Origin of the sequence: Protofrankia sp. CiP3 (genome assembly GCF_917627345.1) — a bacterium.
GTDB lineage: Bacteria > Actinomycetota > Actinomycetes > Frankiales > Frankiaceae > Protofrankia.
Genome location: NZ_CAKJTM010000066.1, coordinates 12,011 through 28,324, shown reverse-complemented (window position 1 = coordinate 28,324; position 16,314 = coordinate 12,011). Strand labels below are relative to the sequence as shown.

The 16,314-nt window shown below is 68.7% G+C and carries 12 protein-coding genes; 9 read left to right on the top strand and 3 right to left on the bottom strand.

What is annotated here, in order from left to right:
- The first annotated feature begins 163 nt into the window (after nucleotides 1-163).
- Genes MJ797_RS19060 through MJ797_RS19045 form a run of 4 tightly spaced genes read left to right on the top strand, consistent with a single transcriptional unit; the run spans nucleotide 164 to nucleotide 5,971 of the window.
- Nucleotides 164-628, top strand: a complete 465-nt coding sequence (locus MJ797_RS19060; RefSeq protein ID WP_239337159.1) for a cupin domain-containing protein — start codon at nucleotides 164-166, stop codon at nucleotides 626-628.
- Complete coding sequence (locus MJ797_RS19055) at nucleotides 625-1,077, top strand: cobalamin B12-binding domain-containing protein (RefSeq protein WP_239337156.1); 453 nt, start codon at nucleotides 625-627, stop codon at nucleotides 1,075-1,077. Before MJ797_RS19060 ends, MJ797_RS19055 begins: the two co-directional genes overlap by 4 nt.
- The gene (locus MJ797_RS19050; RefSeq protein ID WP_239337144.1) at nucleotides 1,074-4,271 is read left to right on the top strand and encodes an FAD/NAD(P)-binding protein; all 3,198 of its coding nucleotides are present in this window, start codon (nucleotides 1,074-1,076) and stop codon (nucleotides 4,269-4,271) included. Before MJ797_RS19055 ends, MJ797_RS19050 begins: the two co-directional genes overlap by 4 nt.
- Entirely contained in the window at nucleotides 4,268-5,971 is a 1,704-nt protein-coding gene (locus MJ797_RS19045) for an acyl-CoA synthetase (protein ID WP_239337142.1), read from the top strand. The genes MJ797_RS19050 and MJ797_RS19045 overlap by 4 nt, the downstream gene beginning before the upstream one ends.
- On the opposite strand, the gene hisD is transcribed toward MJ797_RS19045, so the two are convergent.
- Both hisD and MJ797_RS19035 read right to left on the bottom strand, forming a co-directional pair.
- A complete protein-coding gene (hisD, locus tag MJ797_RS19040; protein ID WP_239337162.1) occupies nucleotides 5,931-7,226 on the bottom strand; it encodes a histidinol dehydrogenase in 1,296 nt (431 codons plus the stop codon). The two genes, MJ797_RS19045 and hisD, sit on opposite strands and share 41 nt — an antisense overlap.
- A 376-nt stretch (nucleotides 7,227-7,602) precedes the next feature.
- Nucleotides 7,603-8,070: a hypothetical protein gene (locus MJ797_RS19035; protein ID WP_239337140.1), complete on the bottom strand. Its 468-nt coding sequence runs from the start codon at nucleotides 8,068-8,070 to the stop codon at nucleotides 7,603-7,605.
- Nucleotides 8,071-8,246: 176 nt separating this feature from the next.
- Here MJ797_RS19035 and MJ797_RS19030 point away from each other — a divergent pair, with 176 nt between their 5' ends.
- From MJ797_RS19030 to MJ797_RS19010, 5 genes are all read left to right on the top strand, one after another.
- Nucleotides 8,247-9,218, top strand: coding sequence for a CHRD domain-containing protein (locus MJ797_RS19030; RefSeq protein WP_239337137.1), 972 nt, complete (start codon nucleotides 8,247-8,249; stop codon nucleotides 9,216-9,218).
- Between the two features lie 449 nt (nucleotides 9,219-9,667).
- Entirely contained in the window at nucleotides 9,668-10,600 is a 933-nt protein-coding gene (locus tag MJ797_RS19025) for an ATP-binding cassette domain-containing protein (protein ID WP_374582575.1), read from the top strand.
- Entirely contained in the window at nucleotides 10,597-11,505 is a 909-nt protein-coding gene (locus MJ797_RS19020) for an ABC transporter permease subunit (protein ID WP_239337126.1), read from the top strand. The genes MJ797_RS19025 and MJ797_RS19020 overlap by 4 nt, the downstream gene beginning before the upstream one ends.
- Nucleotides 11,506-11,687: 182 nt before the next feature.
- Entirely contained in the window at nucleotides 11,688-12,845 is a 1,158-nt protein-coding gene (locus MJ797_RS19015) for a transcriptional regulator (RefSeq protein ID WP_239337124.1), read from the top strand.
- Between the two features lie 195 nt (nucleotides 12,846-13,040).
- A complete protein-coding gene (locus MJ797_RS19010; protein WP_239337122.1) occupies nucleotides 13,041-14,723 on the top strand; it encodes a serine/threonine-protein kinase in 1,683 nt (560 codons plus the stop codon).
- Between the two features lie 65 nt (nucleotides 14,724-14,788).
- Here the strand turns inward: MJ797_RS19010 and MJ797_RS19005 are convergent, their stop codons facing one another.
- Nucleotides 14,789-15,520: a hypothetical protein gene (locus MJ797_RS19005; RefSeq protein ID WP_239337112.1), complete on the bottom strand. Its 732-nt coding sequence runs from the start codon at nucleotides 15,518-15,520 to the stop codon at nucleotides 14,789-14,791.
- Nucleotides 15,521-16,314 lie beyond the last annotated feature (794 nt).

The following is a 16,314-nucleotide window of genomic DNA, read 5'->3' as shown; positions in this document are numbered from 1 at the left end:
GGGGGCATGTGAGGTCAGCCACCCCGATAACCACTCATCCGGTATCGGGGTGGCCCGTGGCCTTGCCAGGAACCACCTGAACGCGGCTCCCCGATCGAACGACGACTGACGACTTCCGAAACACGCCGTAGTCCGCGGCAGAGCACCGACGGAGGGCCAGGTCATGCATGATCGCATTGTTAGGAACGTCTTTCGCAGCGGCTTCGAGATGTCCGAACTCACCTGGGCTCCATGGGTGGAGCCGGGACGAGCCGGGGTCGAACACCACATCCTGTGGGCTCCGGACGATGGCGGTGAGGACTCCGCCGGGCTGCTTTTACGGTTTCCCCCCGGCGCGCACGGAGATTTCCACGAGCACCTTGGCTACGAGTTGATGCTCGTCTTCGACGGCATCCTCGACCGCAGCGACGGGCGGTCGTTCAGCGCCGGTGACCTGGTGGTCGAAGGCCCGGGAACGCGGCATCAGATGTCCAGCAGGCTGGGCTGCACGGTACTGGCGATCCGCAGCAGGCCAGCGGTGGCGAGAGAGCCGTCGGCAGGTGAGATCAGGAACACGGCCAAGACCGCCACGACAGGCACCCACGTACGTCCGGCTACCTCGACGGCCGAGGAATCGATCGTCCGGTGAACACGCTTACCGTACCGAGCCGGCAGGTGCTGCTGACCACTGTCTCCTCAGACTCCCATACCTGGAATCTGGTATTCCTGCGCCTCCTTCTCGAAGAGGCGGGCTACCAGGTTCACAATCTCGGTCCGTGCGTACCGGACGACCTCGTGCTGTCCTCCATCACGGCGCTCCGGCCCGATGCCCTGGTCGTCAGTACCGTGAACGGCCACGGGCGGATGGACGGGGCACGGCTGATCCGCCGGATCCGGACAGAGCCATCCACCCGATATATACCGGCCATCATCGGAGGACGGCTGGGAATACACGGGGACGCTGGAAAAGGAATATCGGCCGAGCTCCTCGACGCCGGATTCGACACCGTGTGCGACGAGCGGACCGACCCCCGAACTCTGCCCGGTCTCCTGCTGGCACTCGGTACCCGAGCCGAGCTGGGGAAAGGTGCGGCATGACCCTCCTGCTGCCGGCGGACCTCGGTTCCTACGTTCGATTCCACGCGGCTGCCGGCCGGCTGGTTGTCCAACCGCGCATGGGCATGCCCGACCCGGCGCGGATGGCCGCCGGCATCCAGGCGGTCGGTTCCATCGATGCGCCCACCGTCGGCACGATCACGCTCGACAGCTACACCCGGGTCGGCGATCATGCGGCGGCCCGGCGGGCGCTGGCCGCGGGCTGCGAGTCCCTGAACGGCTTTCCCATCGTCGCGCACGGTCCGCGCATCACGGCGATGGTGGCCACGGCCGCCCGTGGAAAGATTCCCATCCAGGTCCGGCACGGGTCAGCCGCGCCAGCCGAGATCTTCACGAACATGCTCCTGGCCGGTCTGTCCGCGACTGAAGGCGGTCCGGTGTCCTACTGCCTTCCCTATGGACGGACCCCACTGGCCCGGTCGGTGCGCCAGTGGAGGACCGCCACGCGCCAGTTCGCCGCCGGTTGTCAGACGGCCGGGCTCCGAGCGCATCTGGAGACCTTCGGTGGATGCCTGATGGGCCAGCTGTGCCCGCCGTCCCTGCTGGTCGCGATGAGTCTGCTGGAAGCGCTCTTCTTCGTCGAGCATGGCGTGGACAGCATCTCGCTCAGCTACGCCCAGCAGACCCACCCGGTGCAGGACATCGAGGCGCTGGCCGCGCTACGCCATCTGGCCGCGGCCCTGCTCCCGCCGGATGTCGAGTCACATATCGTGCTTTACACCTATATGGGTGTCTACCCGGCCAGCGCCGCTGGCGCGCGGCGCCTGCTGGAAAGCAGCGTCGACATCGCGGTGTGCGGGGGCGCGGAACGGCTGATCGTCAAGACAGCGGCCGAGGCGCATCGCATACCGGCGGTGCCGGAGAACATCTCGGCCCTGACGGCCGCCGCCCTGCGCGCTGGCATCGCGCGTGAGGCGGCCGGCCTGCCGACCCTGTCCGAGGTGGACTACGGGGATGTGTTCGACGAGGCCAAACGCATTGTCGACGCTGTTGTGGGCCTGTGCGACGACATCGGCCAGGCGCTGCTGCGCGCCTTCGCGCGAGGGCTGTTGGATGTGCCGTTCTGCCTGCACGCTGACAACCCGGGAATCGCCCGGTCCATGATTGCCTCTGATGGTCGGCTGTGCTGGGCCGAGGTCGGCGGGCTTCCGCTGCCGAACCAGCGCCTGTCCGCGACGGCGCCGATAAGCGCGGGCCAGTTGCTGGAGATGCTCTCCTACACCGCCCGAAAAAATGATCTTTCCGCTCAGCGGACAGCGGCCACTATGGCGGCGCCTGGATCGCCCCGGCCGCTGCGGATCGCGGTGATCGGTACCGGGCCCCGGGGCACAGCCGTGATCGAGAGGATCGCGGCCCGCTGCGCGGACACCCGACCGACCCGCGGCATCGAACTGTACGCGATCGACCAGGAACACGTCGGTGCTGGTCGGATATGGCGGCCTGATCAGCCCGAGTGGTTGCTGATGAACACACCCGCCGGCGAGGTGACCATGTTCTCGGGCCCGCCTGACGGCGGCCCGCCCCGGCCCGGAGCGGGACCGAGCTTCGGGGAATGGTGGTGCGCGTCCGGGGCGCAGAACGCGGATCCGTACGGGTACGCGCCCCGCCAAAGCTACGGGCAATACCTGTGTTTCGTCCTCGACGCGGTGCGGAACAACCTGCCTGCCGGCATCCGGTTCATCGGCGTCCGCGGGCGCGTGGACAGCCTCGACCGGCAACACGACGGACAGTTCCGGTTGGGGCTGGCGGACGGAACCGAGATATTTGCCGATCGGGTTGTCATCTGTACCGGTCATACGCTGCCGGAGCTGGACGAAAACCAGCGCCGGCTGTCGGCATTCGCCACCCGCGGCGGCGCCCGGTACGTCCGGGCCGACTCGGCGGCGGATATGGCTCTCGATACGCTCCCAGCCGCGTCGACGGTGGGGGTAATCGGGCTGGGCCTGGCCTTCCACGACGTCACGGCGTGTCTGACGGTGGGCCGGGGCGGCCGTTTCGTGCGCGGCTCCGATGAGCTGCGTTATATGCCGAGCGGGCGGGAGCCCTTCATCGTCGCCGGCTCGCGCGGCGGTGTTCCGGTCGCCGCGCGGGGACGTAACCAAAAGAGCGTCGATCATGCCTACCAGCCACGCCTGTTCACGCTGAGAAGAATCACGGCGGCGCGCCGGCAGGGACAGCTGGACTTTCGTAAGGACGTGCTGCCCTGGCTCCTGGCCGAAGTCGAACTGGTCTACTACGCCACCGAGATACGCAACCGGTTCGGCGCTGAAATCGCCGCCACGTTCAGCGATGCCGTAATCATCTCGGCCCGCGACACGCCACCGCGGGAGGCCTTGTCCGCGCAGGCATGCCGTTTCGATGTCGGCGATCTGCCGAAACTGGACCTTCCGCAGTGCGCCCGGCCGTTCGCGGGCCGGCGGTTCACCAGTCCGCGGGCTTTCCAGGAAGCTCTTGCTGAATTTATCCGAGCCGATGTCGCTGCCGCCGAGCTGGGTAACGTCGACGGGCCGGTGAAGGCCGCGCTCGACGTCCTGCGAGACGTCCGCTCCGTTATCCGGGCAGCGGTGAGCTATGCCGGCCTGACACCAGCTTCCCATCGCGAGGACTTCCTCGGCTGGTTCGCGCCTATATGTTCCCTTGTGTCGACGGGACCGCCTTTCATACGGCTGCGCCAGTTCCTCGCGCTCATGCGCTGCGGTGTGCTACGTGTTGTCGGGCCCGCGGCCGTCTTCGACATCGATGACGCCGCAGGCTGTTTCTTCGCGGACTCCGAACAGGTCGAGGGTGCCCGCGTCCGGTTGGACGCGGTGGTTGACGCCCGTATTCCCGAGCCGGATCTGCGGCGCGCGCAGTCACCGCTGCTGCGTCAGCTGGCGCGGACCGGGACGTTCACCAGCTATATAAACAGCGGAGCGGGAAAATCCTACGACACCGGCGGTGTCTGGGTGACCGGCGCGCCCTTCCACCCCGTTGGCGGGAATGGTGTGCCGCAGTCCGGGCTGTATGTTCTCGGTATTCCGTCCGAATACACCCGGTGGTTCACCCAGGTCGGCAGCAGCCGGCCTGGCCCATGGGGTGAGTTCATGGCGGACGCGGACAGCATAGCCGGCGACGTGCTGGCGTCACCCGCGGATGTGACCAGCCGGCAGCCGTTCATACCGACGAGCAGGCCATGACCGCGACACATCTGCCGGGCAGCCCCCGCGCGGACCCGGCCGGAGCGACCGAGTGGTTCCGCGCCGCCCGGGATGTCCTCATCCGCCTGAGACTTGATCACGATGCCGCCCGCGCCGCGTTCGTGTGGCCGCGCCCGGCCACGTTCAACTGGGCACTCGACTGGTTTGACGTCGTGGCACGGGACAACGACCGGCCCGCTCTCGAGCTGTTTGACCCGAATGGTGACACAGCCACGGTCAGCTATGCGCGGATGTCGGCCCGTTCCAGCGCGGTCGCGAACTGGCTGCGAGGCCTCGGTGTCGCGCGGGGAGACCGTGTGATGATCGTCCTTGGCCAACAGCGGGAGCTGTGGGAGTGCGTGCTCGCCTGTCTCAAGCTCGGATCGGTGCTCATCCCCACCTATCCGGACCTGACCGCGCCGGAAGCCGCCGACCGTGTCAGCCGCGGCAGAATTCGCCACCTGGTCTGCCGTGCGGACACCGCCGGGCGTTTCGACGGAATCACTCTCCCCGGCGTCCGGATAGCCGTTCCCGGTGATGTCCCGGGCTGGGCCTCCTATGCCGACAGCCTGTCCGCGGCGACGGCATTCACCCCGGCCGCGCCGACGCCAGCGGACGCTGTCGCCTTCTGTTATTTCACCTCTGGTACAACCGACCGCCCGAAGCTGGTGGCCCACACCCACAGCAGCTATCCCGTCGGGCATCTGTCCAGCATGTACTGGAATGGCCTTCTTCCCGGGGACAGGCATGTGAACATCTCCGCCCCCGGCTGGGCCAAGCATTCATGGAGCAGTCTTTTTGTCCCGTGGAGCGCCGAAGCCACGGTCGTCGCGCCGAGTGCGGAAACACTCATACTGGGAGAGCTGCCAGGCCTGCTCATGGAGCTGCGTATCGATACCTTCTGCGCGCCGCCGAGCGTGTGGCGCGGGATGCGCCCGTATCTGCGGTCGGCACGCCCGGCGCTGCGTGAGGCGCTCAGTGCCGGCGAGCCGCTTGAGCCTGATCTCGCCGACGCCATCCGCGGCGCGTGGCAGGTGCCGGTCCGTGATGGTTACGGCCAGACTGAGACGACCGCCCTGGTCGGCACCACACCCGGGCTGCGGCCACGACCGGGCTGGGTTGGCAAACCGCTCCCGGGTTACCGGATCACCGTGGAAGATCCCGACAGCGCCGGATGCGGCGAGCTGTGCGTGGACCTGGCGACGGGGCCTGTCGGTGTGATGGCCGGCTATCTCGACGACGCCGAGCGGACCGCTGGCATCCGGGCTGGCGGCAGGTATCGCACCGGGGACATGGCGCAGATGAGCCCGGACGGATGGATTCGCCTGCTTGGACGCCGGGACGAGATGTTCAAGTCGTTCGACCGGAGGATCTCTCCGTACGAGATCGAATCCGTGCTGCGGCTGCATCCCGCTGTCACCGATGTCGCGGTCGTGCCGCTGGCTCATCCGACGGGCGGTACGGTCGCCCAAGCCGTGGTTGTCCCAGCCCCGGGCCACTGGCCGGGCAGCGCGCTGGAGGCGACGCTGCTCACCCACGCGGCGCGGCATCTGAGCGCCGACCGCTGCCCCCGGTCAGTGCGGTTCACCGACCGGTTGCCACGGACCATGTCCGGTAAGGTCCGTCGCCGCCAGCTGGTGGCCGAGCCCGCCGCCCCGGTCAGCGCAGACGCGCCTCCACCGCGTCGACGTGAGCGATGAGATCCTCAGCGCCACCGAGCGCGGCGATCCAGGGAGCCACCTGGGCGAGCGCCGCACGGTCGCACTCCACCACGTGGACCTGCCGTTGAAAAGCGGCCACCGCGAGCCCGCCGCTGTGCCGGGCGGTGCCGCCCGTCGGCAGGACATGGTTGGAACCGGCGAGATAGTCACCAAGCGACACCGGCGCCCACGGCCCGACGAACACCGCCCCGGCGTTACGGACCCGGGCCGCGACCGCCGCCGCGTCCACGGTCTGGATCTCCAGATGCTCGGCGGCCCAGGCGTTCACCACGGTCAGGCCCGCATCCACATCGTCGACCACAGCCACCGCGCCCTGACCGGCCAGGGCAGCCTCCACCCGCTCGCGATGGCGGGTCACCGGCACCCGCTTGGACAGCTCGACCGCGACCGCGTCGCGCAGCTCGATGGACGGGGTGACGAGCAGACAGGCGGCCATCGGATCGTGCTCGGCCTGCGACACCAGATCGGCCGCGATGTACGCGGGATCCGCGGTATGGTCGGCGAGGATTGCGATCTCGGTCGGCCCGGCCTCGGCATCCACCCCGACCAGGCCACGCAGCAGCCGCTTGGCCGCGGTCACGTAGATGTTGCCCGGCCCGGTCACCACGTCCACAGCCGGGCAGCTGGCTGTTCCGTGCGCGAACATCGCGATCGCCTGCGCGCCACCCGCCGCGTACACCTCGTCCACACCCAGTAGCGCGCAAGCGGCAAGAACGACCGGATGGGGCAGCCCACCGAACTCCCGCTGTGGCGGCGAGGCCACGGCAAGCGAGGCCACACCAGCCTCCTGCGCTGGCACGACGTTCATCACCACGCTGCTCGGGTAGGCGACCCGTCCACCCGGCACGTACAGACCGACCCGCTCCACCGCGATCCAGCGTTCGGTGACCCTGGTACCCGGCGCCACCTCGACGGTCACCGGTTCACGGCACTGCGCGCGATGGACCAGCCGGGTGCGGCGGATCGCCTCCTCCAGGGCGTCCCGGACGGCCGTGCCGATGTGCGCAAGCGCGTCGGTGAGCGCGGCGGGCGTAACCCGCAGCGCATCCACGCGCACCCCGTCGAACCGCTCGCCCGCGTCGAGGACCGCGGCGTCACCACGGTCACGCACGTCGTCGCAGACAGGACGAACCGCGTCCAGGGCCGCGTCGACGTCCAGGGCCGCGCGGGGCAGCAGCCCACGCAGCCGCGCCGACGAGGGAAGGCTTCCCCGCAGATCGAGTTCTCTCAGCACGATGAGGAGAGTATCGCCACCCGGATGTCTTGGGCCGGCTTCGAGCACCCGGGTCCGGTGACCTCCGGGTTCGGTGGTCTCCAGGTCCGGTGGCCTCCGGTCGCATGCCACCCGGCCGCCTCGGTTCACCGTGGCGGCCGGCGGCGGACCTCCATCGCCAGCCGCCGCGCGCACGTGGTGTGCATGGCTCACTACCGGCGACCATTTCTGTCACCGGTAGCGAGCCCGTCGTGCGGACGCCCGCCGGCCGCCTGGTCCGATGTCTCGCGACGATGTCTCGCGACGGTCCGGACTACCCGCGGCTGTCGGCCCTACACATGGCTGTCGATGCCCGGAGGCGACGCTGGCGGTCGATTCCGCACCGTGCGGCCGGTGGTCACGATGCCGTTCTGATCAGCTTCCCATCGGCGCCGATCACGAACCAGACACCGTCGACGCCCTGCCCATCGACGTCACCGGGTCCCATGTCGCCGACATAGAGGTAGAGAGGCCAGTCGCCGTAAACCGCCTGGTTGGTTCCTTCGGCCCGGGTGACCTGCGACAGGAGCCCCTTGTCGGTGCCTGTCCCGGCGACGACAGGGGTGCGGCTGACCAGCGCGGGCCAGGTGGCGACGCACTGGCCCGTGCAGGTGCTGGTGCCGTTCTTGTCCTCAGCGAAGGCGTAGAGAGTCCGCCCATCCTGGTCGGTCAGGATGGGCCCGAGGCTGGAATCTGCGATCTTGACCGCTACCGGCTCCGCGGCCTGGGTGGCCGGGGTGTCGTGCTGGCCCTGGCCGGATCCGCTACCGCAGGCGGCAAGGCTGGTGACAAGGAGTGCCCCGAGTAAGAACATCCGGGTGCGCATGAGATTTCCTCCAGACAGGCGAGATGGATTCGGAACTCACACGTAGCCGTCCCCGCCCCAGTTCAACGGACGACAGGACCAACCTGCGGTGAACCAACGGCAGCCCGTGCCACGTGTCTATGATGATCCGCTAAATAGACTCTATACGGAGCTACCGGTACGAAAGGATATGGGAGATGCGAGCACCCGCTTTAGCACTGTCGACGCTGGCACTCAGTCTTGGCTTGGTCGGTGTCACAGCGGTGCAGGCAACCGCCCAGGCGGCCCCGCACACGCCGGACCACACGACCGTCACAAGCACCACCGCCAGGCCAGATCGCGCCGCTGGCATCCGGCGCGCCCGGCTCAAGCCGGTATTCTTCAAAGCCAAACTGGAGGGCTCCAACGAGGTACCGGTTGCCGGCAAACCAGCGGTCGGCGATCCCGACGGTAGCGCCACCGCCATCATCCGGTTGCAGGGTGACCGCGTGACCTTCGCGTTCTCCTGGAAGGGAATCGGCGCGCCGACACTCGGTCACATCCATCAAGGCGCCGCTGGCGTCAACGGCGATGTCAAGGTGGCGCTGTGGGGTACCGCGGTGCCAGAAACGGTGACCGCGGATGCGGGTGCTGTAACAGTCAGCGACCCAGCTATAGCGGACGCGCTGCGCGCGGACCCGGCCGGGTTCTATCTGAACCTGCACACACAGGAATTCCCCGGTGGCGCCGTACGCGGCCAGCTCACCAAGCTGGATGCGCCCGCCGATCTGCTCAGCCTGCTCGGGGGCAGCGGAAGCAAGGCGTTCCTGTCCGGTGACCAGGAGGTCCCGGTTGCCGGCGGTCCGGCGGTCGGCGACCCGACCGGTCGGGCGGTGGCGTTCATCCATCCTCGGGACACAGAGGTCGGCTATTCCTTCGCCTGGCTGGGTATCTCACCGACCCTCGGCCACATCCACAAGGGAACATTCGGGGTTAACGGCCCGGTCGTCGTGCCGCTCTTCACCACCCCGATGCCCAGCACGATCTTCGCCGTCGCCGGCACTGCCACGGGCCTTGACGCGGCGCTGGTCAAGGACATCGCAACTCAGCCTTCGAACTTCTACACCAACCTGCACACCGCGCAGTTCCCCGGTGGCGCCGTACGCGGCCAGCTCTTCAACTGGCACTGACCACCATCCGCCGGATCGCGAAGCCCGCGGCACTCCGCCGCGGGCCCTGCGATCCGGCGGGCACTCCCCCACACCAACCACACCAGCCTGACGGCAATCGTGGCCCGTCGGCGGCAGCGCCTTGCCCGGCTCATTCTTACTACCTAGAGTTTTGCCATGGCCCATAACGATCGACCAACCACCTGCACCGCCACCGCGCTCCGGCCCACCCCGCGATGGCCCGTTCCGCGCCGGTCACGGGCCAAGCCTTTCAGGCATACGGCGCCCAGCCCGGATTCCGGGCCGGGCGCCGGTTCGCTGATACTGGTTCGCTGATGCTGGTTCTCCTGCTTCTGCTCATTATCGGCAGCATCGTGTGGTATATCCGCAACCATAAAGCGAGGCAGGAGGAGCCGCCCTCGATGGGCGGAACGGATCCTGCTCTACCGCCGCTGATCTCGGGCAAGGGCGTGCGCTCGGCAACACCGCGCCCGGCTTTCGACGGTCAGATCGTCGTCTCTGGCCTGACCAAGCGTTATAACGGAGTCACGGCAGTGGACGACCTGTCGTTCGTCGTGCGGCCGGGCCGGGTCACAGGTTTCCTGGGCCCCAACGGCGCGGGGAAGACCACGACACTACGCATGATCCTCGGCCTCGCCACACCGACCGCGGGCACCGCCACCATCGGCGGCATCCGCTATGCCGACCTGCCGGAGCCGCTGCGCCATGTCGGCGGGCTGCTGGAGACAAGCGCCGCCCACCGGGGCCGCACCGGCCGCAACCACCTGCGGATCATCTGCCAGTCCGTCGGCATCCCGCTGGAGCGCGCCGACGAGGTCCTCGAACTCGTCGGTCTCACCCCGGCGGGGCGCCGCAGATTCAAGGGCTACTCACTGGGCATGCGGCAACGGCTGGGGATCGCCGCGGCACTGATCGGCGACCCGCGGGTCCTGATCCTCGACGAGCCGGCCAACGGCCTGGACCCCGACGGTATCCGCTGGATGCGCGACCTGCTCAAAGCCCTCGCCGCCGACGGCCGCACCGTGCTGGTCTCCAGCCATCTCCTTGCCGAGATGCAGCAGCTTGCCGACGACCTGGTCATCATCGCCGCCGGCCGGCTGGTCACCCAGGGGACGGTCGACTCGGTGCTGGATTCGATGGCGCATTCCGCCCGCGTCCTGGTCCGCATCTCCGACGCCGAGAAGCTGACCGCCGCATTCGGCGACGACGCCGTGGTTGTCACACGCGAGAACGGCGACCTGCATATCACCGGCATGGACGCCACCGCGGTCGGCGAGGCTGCCGCCCGTGCCGGTGTCGTCGTGCATCAGCTGGTCACCGAACGGCCCGACCTGGAAGACGTCTTCCTCGAACTCACCAGAGGCAAGGCCACGATCCGATGACCCCGCTCGACAGCCTCGTCATCGCGGCCGCGCCGCGCACCGGCTTCGCCCCGATGCACCGGGTCCGCGCCGAAATCATGAAGATACGCACCACGAACACGTGGTGGATGTTCAGCATCGGCATCGTTCTCGTCACCGCGGAGGCGCTGCTCCGCAACGGCGTCTCCCACCACTACGACCTGCACCCGGCACTCGCTGGTCTGGACCCAGCCGACAAGGCCCAGGCCCTTGCCACCGCCGCCCGTGCGCACACGCACGCCGGCCAGGCCGCGATCGCCAGCAACATGATGACCTCTGGCCAGTTCCTCGGTGTGCTGTTCGCGATGCTCATCGGTGTCCTGGTCGTGACCAACGAGTACAGCCACCAGACCGTCACGGCGACCTACCTGGCCAATCCACGCCGCGGCACGGTCATCGTGGCCAAGTTCATCGCCGCCGCGTGCTTCGGCGCCCTGTTCTGGCTCGTGTCGACCCTGATCGATGTCATCGTCACCCCGATCTACCTACACAGCCAGCAGCTTGGTGTTTCACTGGCCGACTGGGCCGTGGTCCGATCGGTGCTGCTCAACCTACTGGCGTTCATCATGTGGGCCATCTTCGGCCTGGGACTCGGCACCCTCATCCGCAGCCAGCTCGGCTCGGTCATCACCGGCATTGCCGCCTACCTGCTCGGCACCGCCGCGGTCGCGGTCATCTTCGAACTGATCTACAACGCCTACCACCATACGTGGGTTCAAGGGGCGATCGTGATCGCGCCCGCGGTCGCCTCGCTGGTCATGACCACCCCCGGGCAGGCGTTCGACCATGCGCCGCCGCAGTGGGCCGGCCTGGTAATCATGACTGGATACACGCTGCTCTTCGGCACAATCGGCGTCCAGCTCACTCGGCGCCGGGATATTTCATAATCCTTTGGAGCGCCCGAGGACAGGGCGTTCGATCAGTGAGCGGCTCATCCGCGCCCGGTCCGGCAAGGCGCCGACTGACGACAACGCGGCCGGGCGGGACGCGGGGAGCCGCGGGCCGCGGGGAGCCGCGGGCCGCGGGCCGCGGGCCGCACACACTCGGTGGCAGAGCGAGGACACGGCGGATGAAGATCGACAAACGGCTGTCTGGCCCAAGCGGCAGCGAACGGGAATGGCTGCGGGTCCGCAGCCACCTGATCAGACACCGCTTCGCGCTCGCGGTGACGGCAGCCGACGACTACCCGCCGGACGTCCGCGTCGCAGGCACTCCGCTGCTCGCCGACCAGCGCTGGCTGCCACCCGTCCCGTTGCCGCTGGACTCGATCGATCTCCATCTCGACGTGACCGCTGGCGCCCGTGGGCTGACCGGCAGGGAACAGCTTTCCGAGCCGGTCCGGCCCCTGCGCGCGAACGGCACCCGGTACGGCACCTACTCCGCCGCCGTCGCGGAGCTCGCCCCACCGGCGGTGTTCAACAACCTGCCCACGTACCGGCTCCTGGCCGCCAACCTGTCCGGCGGCCGAGGCCGCATGGTGTTCGGCCGTGGGCGCTACTTCGACGCCCTGGACGTCGGCGAAGCGTGCGCCCACGAGTACGCGGCCCACACGCTGGGCCTTGGCGGGACGCCGCTGCGCGCCGCGACCGCGGAACCGTGGGACCTCACCGCCCGATCGACGAACATGGCGATCAGTACGCTGACGCTCCGCGTCGACCGGATGGCCGGCGCGGCATCGTTCCTGCTGCACTGGCGCGACCCGGCCATGGTCGGCCACGCTGGCGGGCTGTATCAGGTGATCCCCGTCGGGGTCTTCCAGCCATCCGGTACCGCGCCGGGAAACGAAAGAAACGATTTCGACCTGTGGCGATCCAGCATCCGCGAGTTCTCTGAGGAACTTCTGGGAAACCCGGAAAACTACGGCAGCGACCTCTTACCGATCGACTATGATGCCTGGCCGTTCGCCGCCCGCCTGAACCGCGCTCGCGACCGCGGCCAGCTGCGGCTGTTTGTGCTCGGTATGGGCACCGACCCGCTCACCTTCGCCACCGACCTCCTCACCGTCGCCGTGTTCGACGCGCCCATGTTCGACGAGGTGTTCGGCAATCTGGTCACGGCCAACAATGAAGGCCGCGTGCTGTCGACGCTGGCTGCCGGAAGCAGCGGTCCCGGCATCGCCTTCAGCGAACAGAACGTAGCGCGCATCGTCCGCCGCGAACCGGTGCAGGCTGCCGGCGCGGCGCTGCTGGCTCTCGCGTGGCGGCACCGTGATGTGCTCATGGCCTGAAAAACATATACCTGGCCAGCCTGCCGGCCGATGGCCAACACAAACGATCTTCCGCGCATCGTGCTGGGCGTGCAGCAGCGACACGATCAACGCTTGCTTGTCGTTCGGTACGCCGATCCCGCCGAGAACCTGCCCCGGCCCGAGAATCGGCATGATGGACAGCAATATCCCCGGATGGGAAGCGGGAGAACGCGCATGGGTGCCCAAGAGGCGTTGCTCGGGCCGTTGTCTGGGCGGGATCCAGACCGGATCGGTTCGTACGTCTTACTGGGCCAGCTCGGGGCCGGCTCCATGGGCCGGGTCTATTTAGGCAGGTCAGCGGCTGGCCGTCTGGTTGCGGTGAAGACAATCAAACCGGAGTACGCCGAAGAACCGGATTTCCGGGCTCGGTTCACGCAGGAGGTGGCGGCGGCACGGCGGGTCAGCGGAGTGTTCACGGCTGCCGTGGTCGCGGCTGATCCGGACGCCGGTGTGCCATGGCTGGCTACCGCATACGTGCCAGCTCCATCGTTGGACCGTTTGGTGCGGGCGTGCGGCCCGTTGCCGGTGCCGGCCGTCCGCTGGCTGGCCGCCGGCTGCGCGGAGGCGCTGGAGTCGATTCACGGTGCCGGGCTGGTGCACCGGGATCTGAAACCGTCGAACGTGCTGGTCTCCCTGGACGGGCCACGAGTGATCGACTTCGGGGTGGCGCGGGCGGTGGAGCGAATCCAGCTCACCTCGACGCACGGAGCGGTCGGCACACCCGCGTACATGGCACCGGAACAGGCCCGGAACACCCGCCAGGTAGCCGTCGCGAGCGACGTGTTCTCGCTCGGCTCCACGCTGCTGTACGCCGGGAGCGGGCATGCCCCGTACCGTGGGGAAACCGTGATGGACATCCTGATCCAACTGGCCACCGAACCGCCGGACCTCAGCGGGCTGCCGCCGGAGCTGACCGACCTGGTAGCCGCCTGCCTGGACCGGGATCCGCAGCGCAGGCCCACTCCGGCGGTGCTGCTCGCCGAGCTCGCGCCGTATGTAGACCTTGAAACAGAGCACGGCTCGGAGCCGTCGGTACTGCCAGCGGCGGGGCTGGCCCTGATCCAGGAGTACCGGAAACGCCCCCAGGCCACCGCCCGGGTCCCCGAGCCGACAGGCCCGGACGCCACCCTCGCGTCCCACCCTGGCTCGCTCGCTTCGGATGCCATGGCCGTACCCACCGCGCCACCAGACGCAGCCGCCGCCTCGCCCGCCTCGCCCGGCGTTGCTGAAGCGGCTGGACGGCGCCGGTTCGCCATGCCCGCCCGGCGGTCGCCGCGGCCAAGCGCTCCGCCGGGCGGGCGAGGTAACCGCCGGCCGTGTGAGGGCCGGCCGGGCAAGGGCCGGTCGCCGACGGCAAAGGAGCCGCGTTTCAGCCAGGCCACCATGATCATAATATCGATAGGCACGGTGGCCGCTCTGCTGATCGCCGGTGGCATCCTGGGCGCCCGATCCACCAGCCGGGCGAACCAGACGCAGAATTCCCAGAACGCCTACAGCGGGTATGACCCACGCCTGCTCGGGCCAGGGCCGCCGGAGCCGCAGCCGCCGCTGTCCGGAGCTTCCGACCATCCCGACGGACGAGCGCAGCTGCTGGTCAACCAGCCGATGGGCGACGGAGTCACCGGGTTCGTGGTACATGGGCGCGGCTGGGTGCCCAACCAGCTGGTCACGGTTGCGTTGGCCGGTGGCAGGGTGTCCGGCTATCAGCAGACGATCGACCTGGCCGGTACCTTCAACTACACGATCAACCAGTCGCACGAGTTCTTCACCGGCCCAATCCCACCGGGGCATTACACCGTCGTCGCCACGGCAGCTGACGGGTCCACCGCGTACGCCTCGTTCGACGTCCATCCGTGACGCCCAGCGGGGACGTCCAGCCAGGACCCGCGGACGTGACCTCCAGCCGGGGGCAGCAGCACCGGTCACGGCCGCCGGGTCCACCAGAGGTCCTCCTGGCGGGAGCACCAGGCCGGATCGTTGAGCCGGGCCAGATCCGCCGACGTGATGACCGCGTTCTCCAACAGCACCTCGACGACGACCTCGTCGGACAGCCGAACGCCCGGGCGGACCAGAGCACGTTCGGTGATCTTGTGACGCAGCGCCTTGAGATGCTCGCCGACCCGGGCGGAGAGCCGGTCCCGAAACGCCGGGTCGGTGTCGAAGCGCTCCAGTTCGAAATGCGCGTCGGTCACCTCGAGCGCGGCCCGGGCGATCTCCGGCGTCCGGGGCAGTGGCGTGGTGCGAGTCGGGTCGATCAGCCACGGCCGGCACCACATCAGCGCCACCAGGAACAGTTTGGTCTTCGGGTCCAGATACAACGGAAGCAGGGTCGAGTCGTCGTCCAGCCGCCCCGGCACCCGTTCCCGGCCGGTTATGGCCGCGGGGCCGAAGTCGTCGGCCGAAGCGCCGACCGCCACCCGCAGGGGCTGGCCTTCGTCCAGCATTGCCCGTGAACCGACCAGCACGGTTCCGGCCCGGAGAAACCATCCGCTGCACGGCTCGCCTTGTTCCTCCATCCGCGGCAACCGGATCCGGTAGCCGTCACTGACCGTGTAGAGCGCATGTGTACAGCTGATGTTGGCGACCCATGCGCCGCCGTTGACGGCGGCGATGAGCCCAGCCCGGCGGGACAGCCCACGCCCGACCGCAATCATCAGGTCCACGTCCGGTCCCCGGCCGAAAACGAGCTGGCCGCCCACTGGAATCCCGATAACCTCTCCGGACGGCGTGCCGACCCGCGCCGCCGATGCCGTCGAATCCAGCGCCGTTACCTCCTCGCACGTTCCCCGGCCCAGCTCAACGCCTCGTCCGGGCCGGAGTGTACGGCCCCGCGACCGGGCCAAGGTGCCCCCGAACTCGGGGATGCGGAACACGCGCGGCGGTGTGGGTGCCGTGGCGGCTTTTGGCCGATGCCCGCCGATGCCCCCGGAAGCAGCCAGTCGGCACGAAACGGATCCCGCGACCCCCGGATTCCGGGGATAGCCCGCCGCCCCCGTTCGCGGTTTTCTGGGAACCGTCCGGGGCGAGGCGGACACGGGCACGGCGCGCAGGGGGTGGCAGACGACCCGGAACGCAGTTACGTCGGTCCAGCCGGTTGACCGGCGGCACGGGGGTGGACTACCCGGCGGGACTCGGTTCGAGCTCGGAGCCTATATGGGGGGATCCTGCGATGCCGCGTCCGCTGTCTCGTCCCGGCCCCACCCGCATGATCCCATGCGCTCTTCGTGGCCGCCGCCGGAAAGTGTCCGGGTATGTCGGATGCGAGGCGGACGCGTCGCGGGGCGGATCTGAAGCCACTGTCCACGAAAGTGGGAGCCCGCCAGCACCGCGGAAGAAGTGGGCGCCAACACAGCGCAGCGCCGTCCCGAACGCCGTCCCGGTAGTGGGAAGCTGACACTCACCTCAGTGCCCCGCGGTCCCCAGCGAGCGCGGTCCCGGCCGCTCGCGG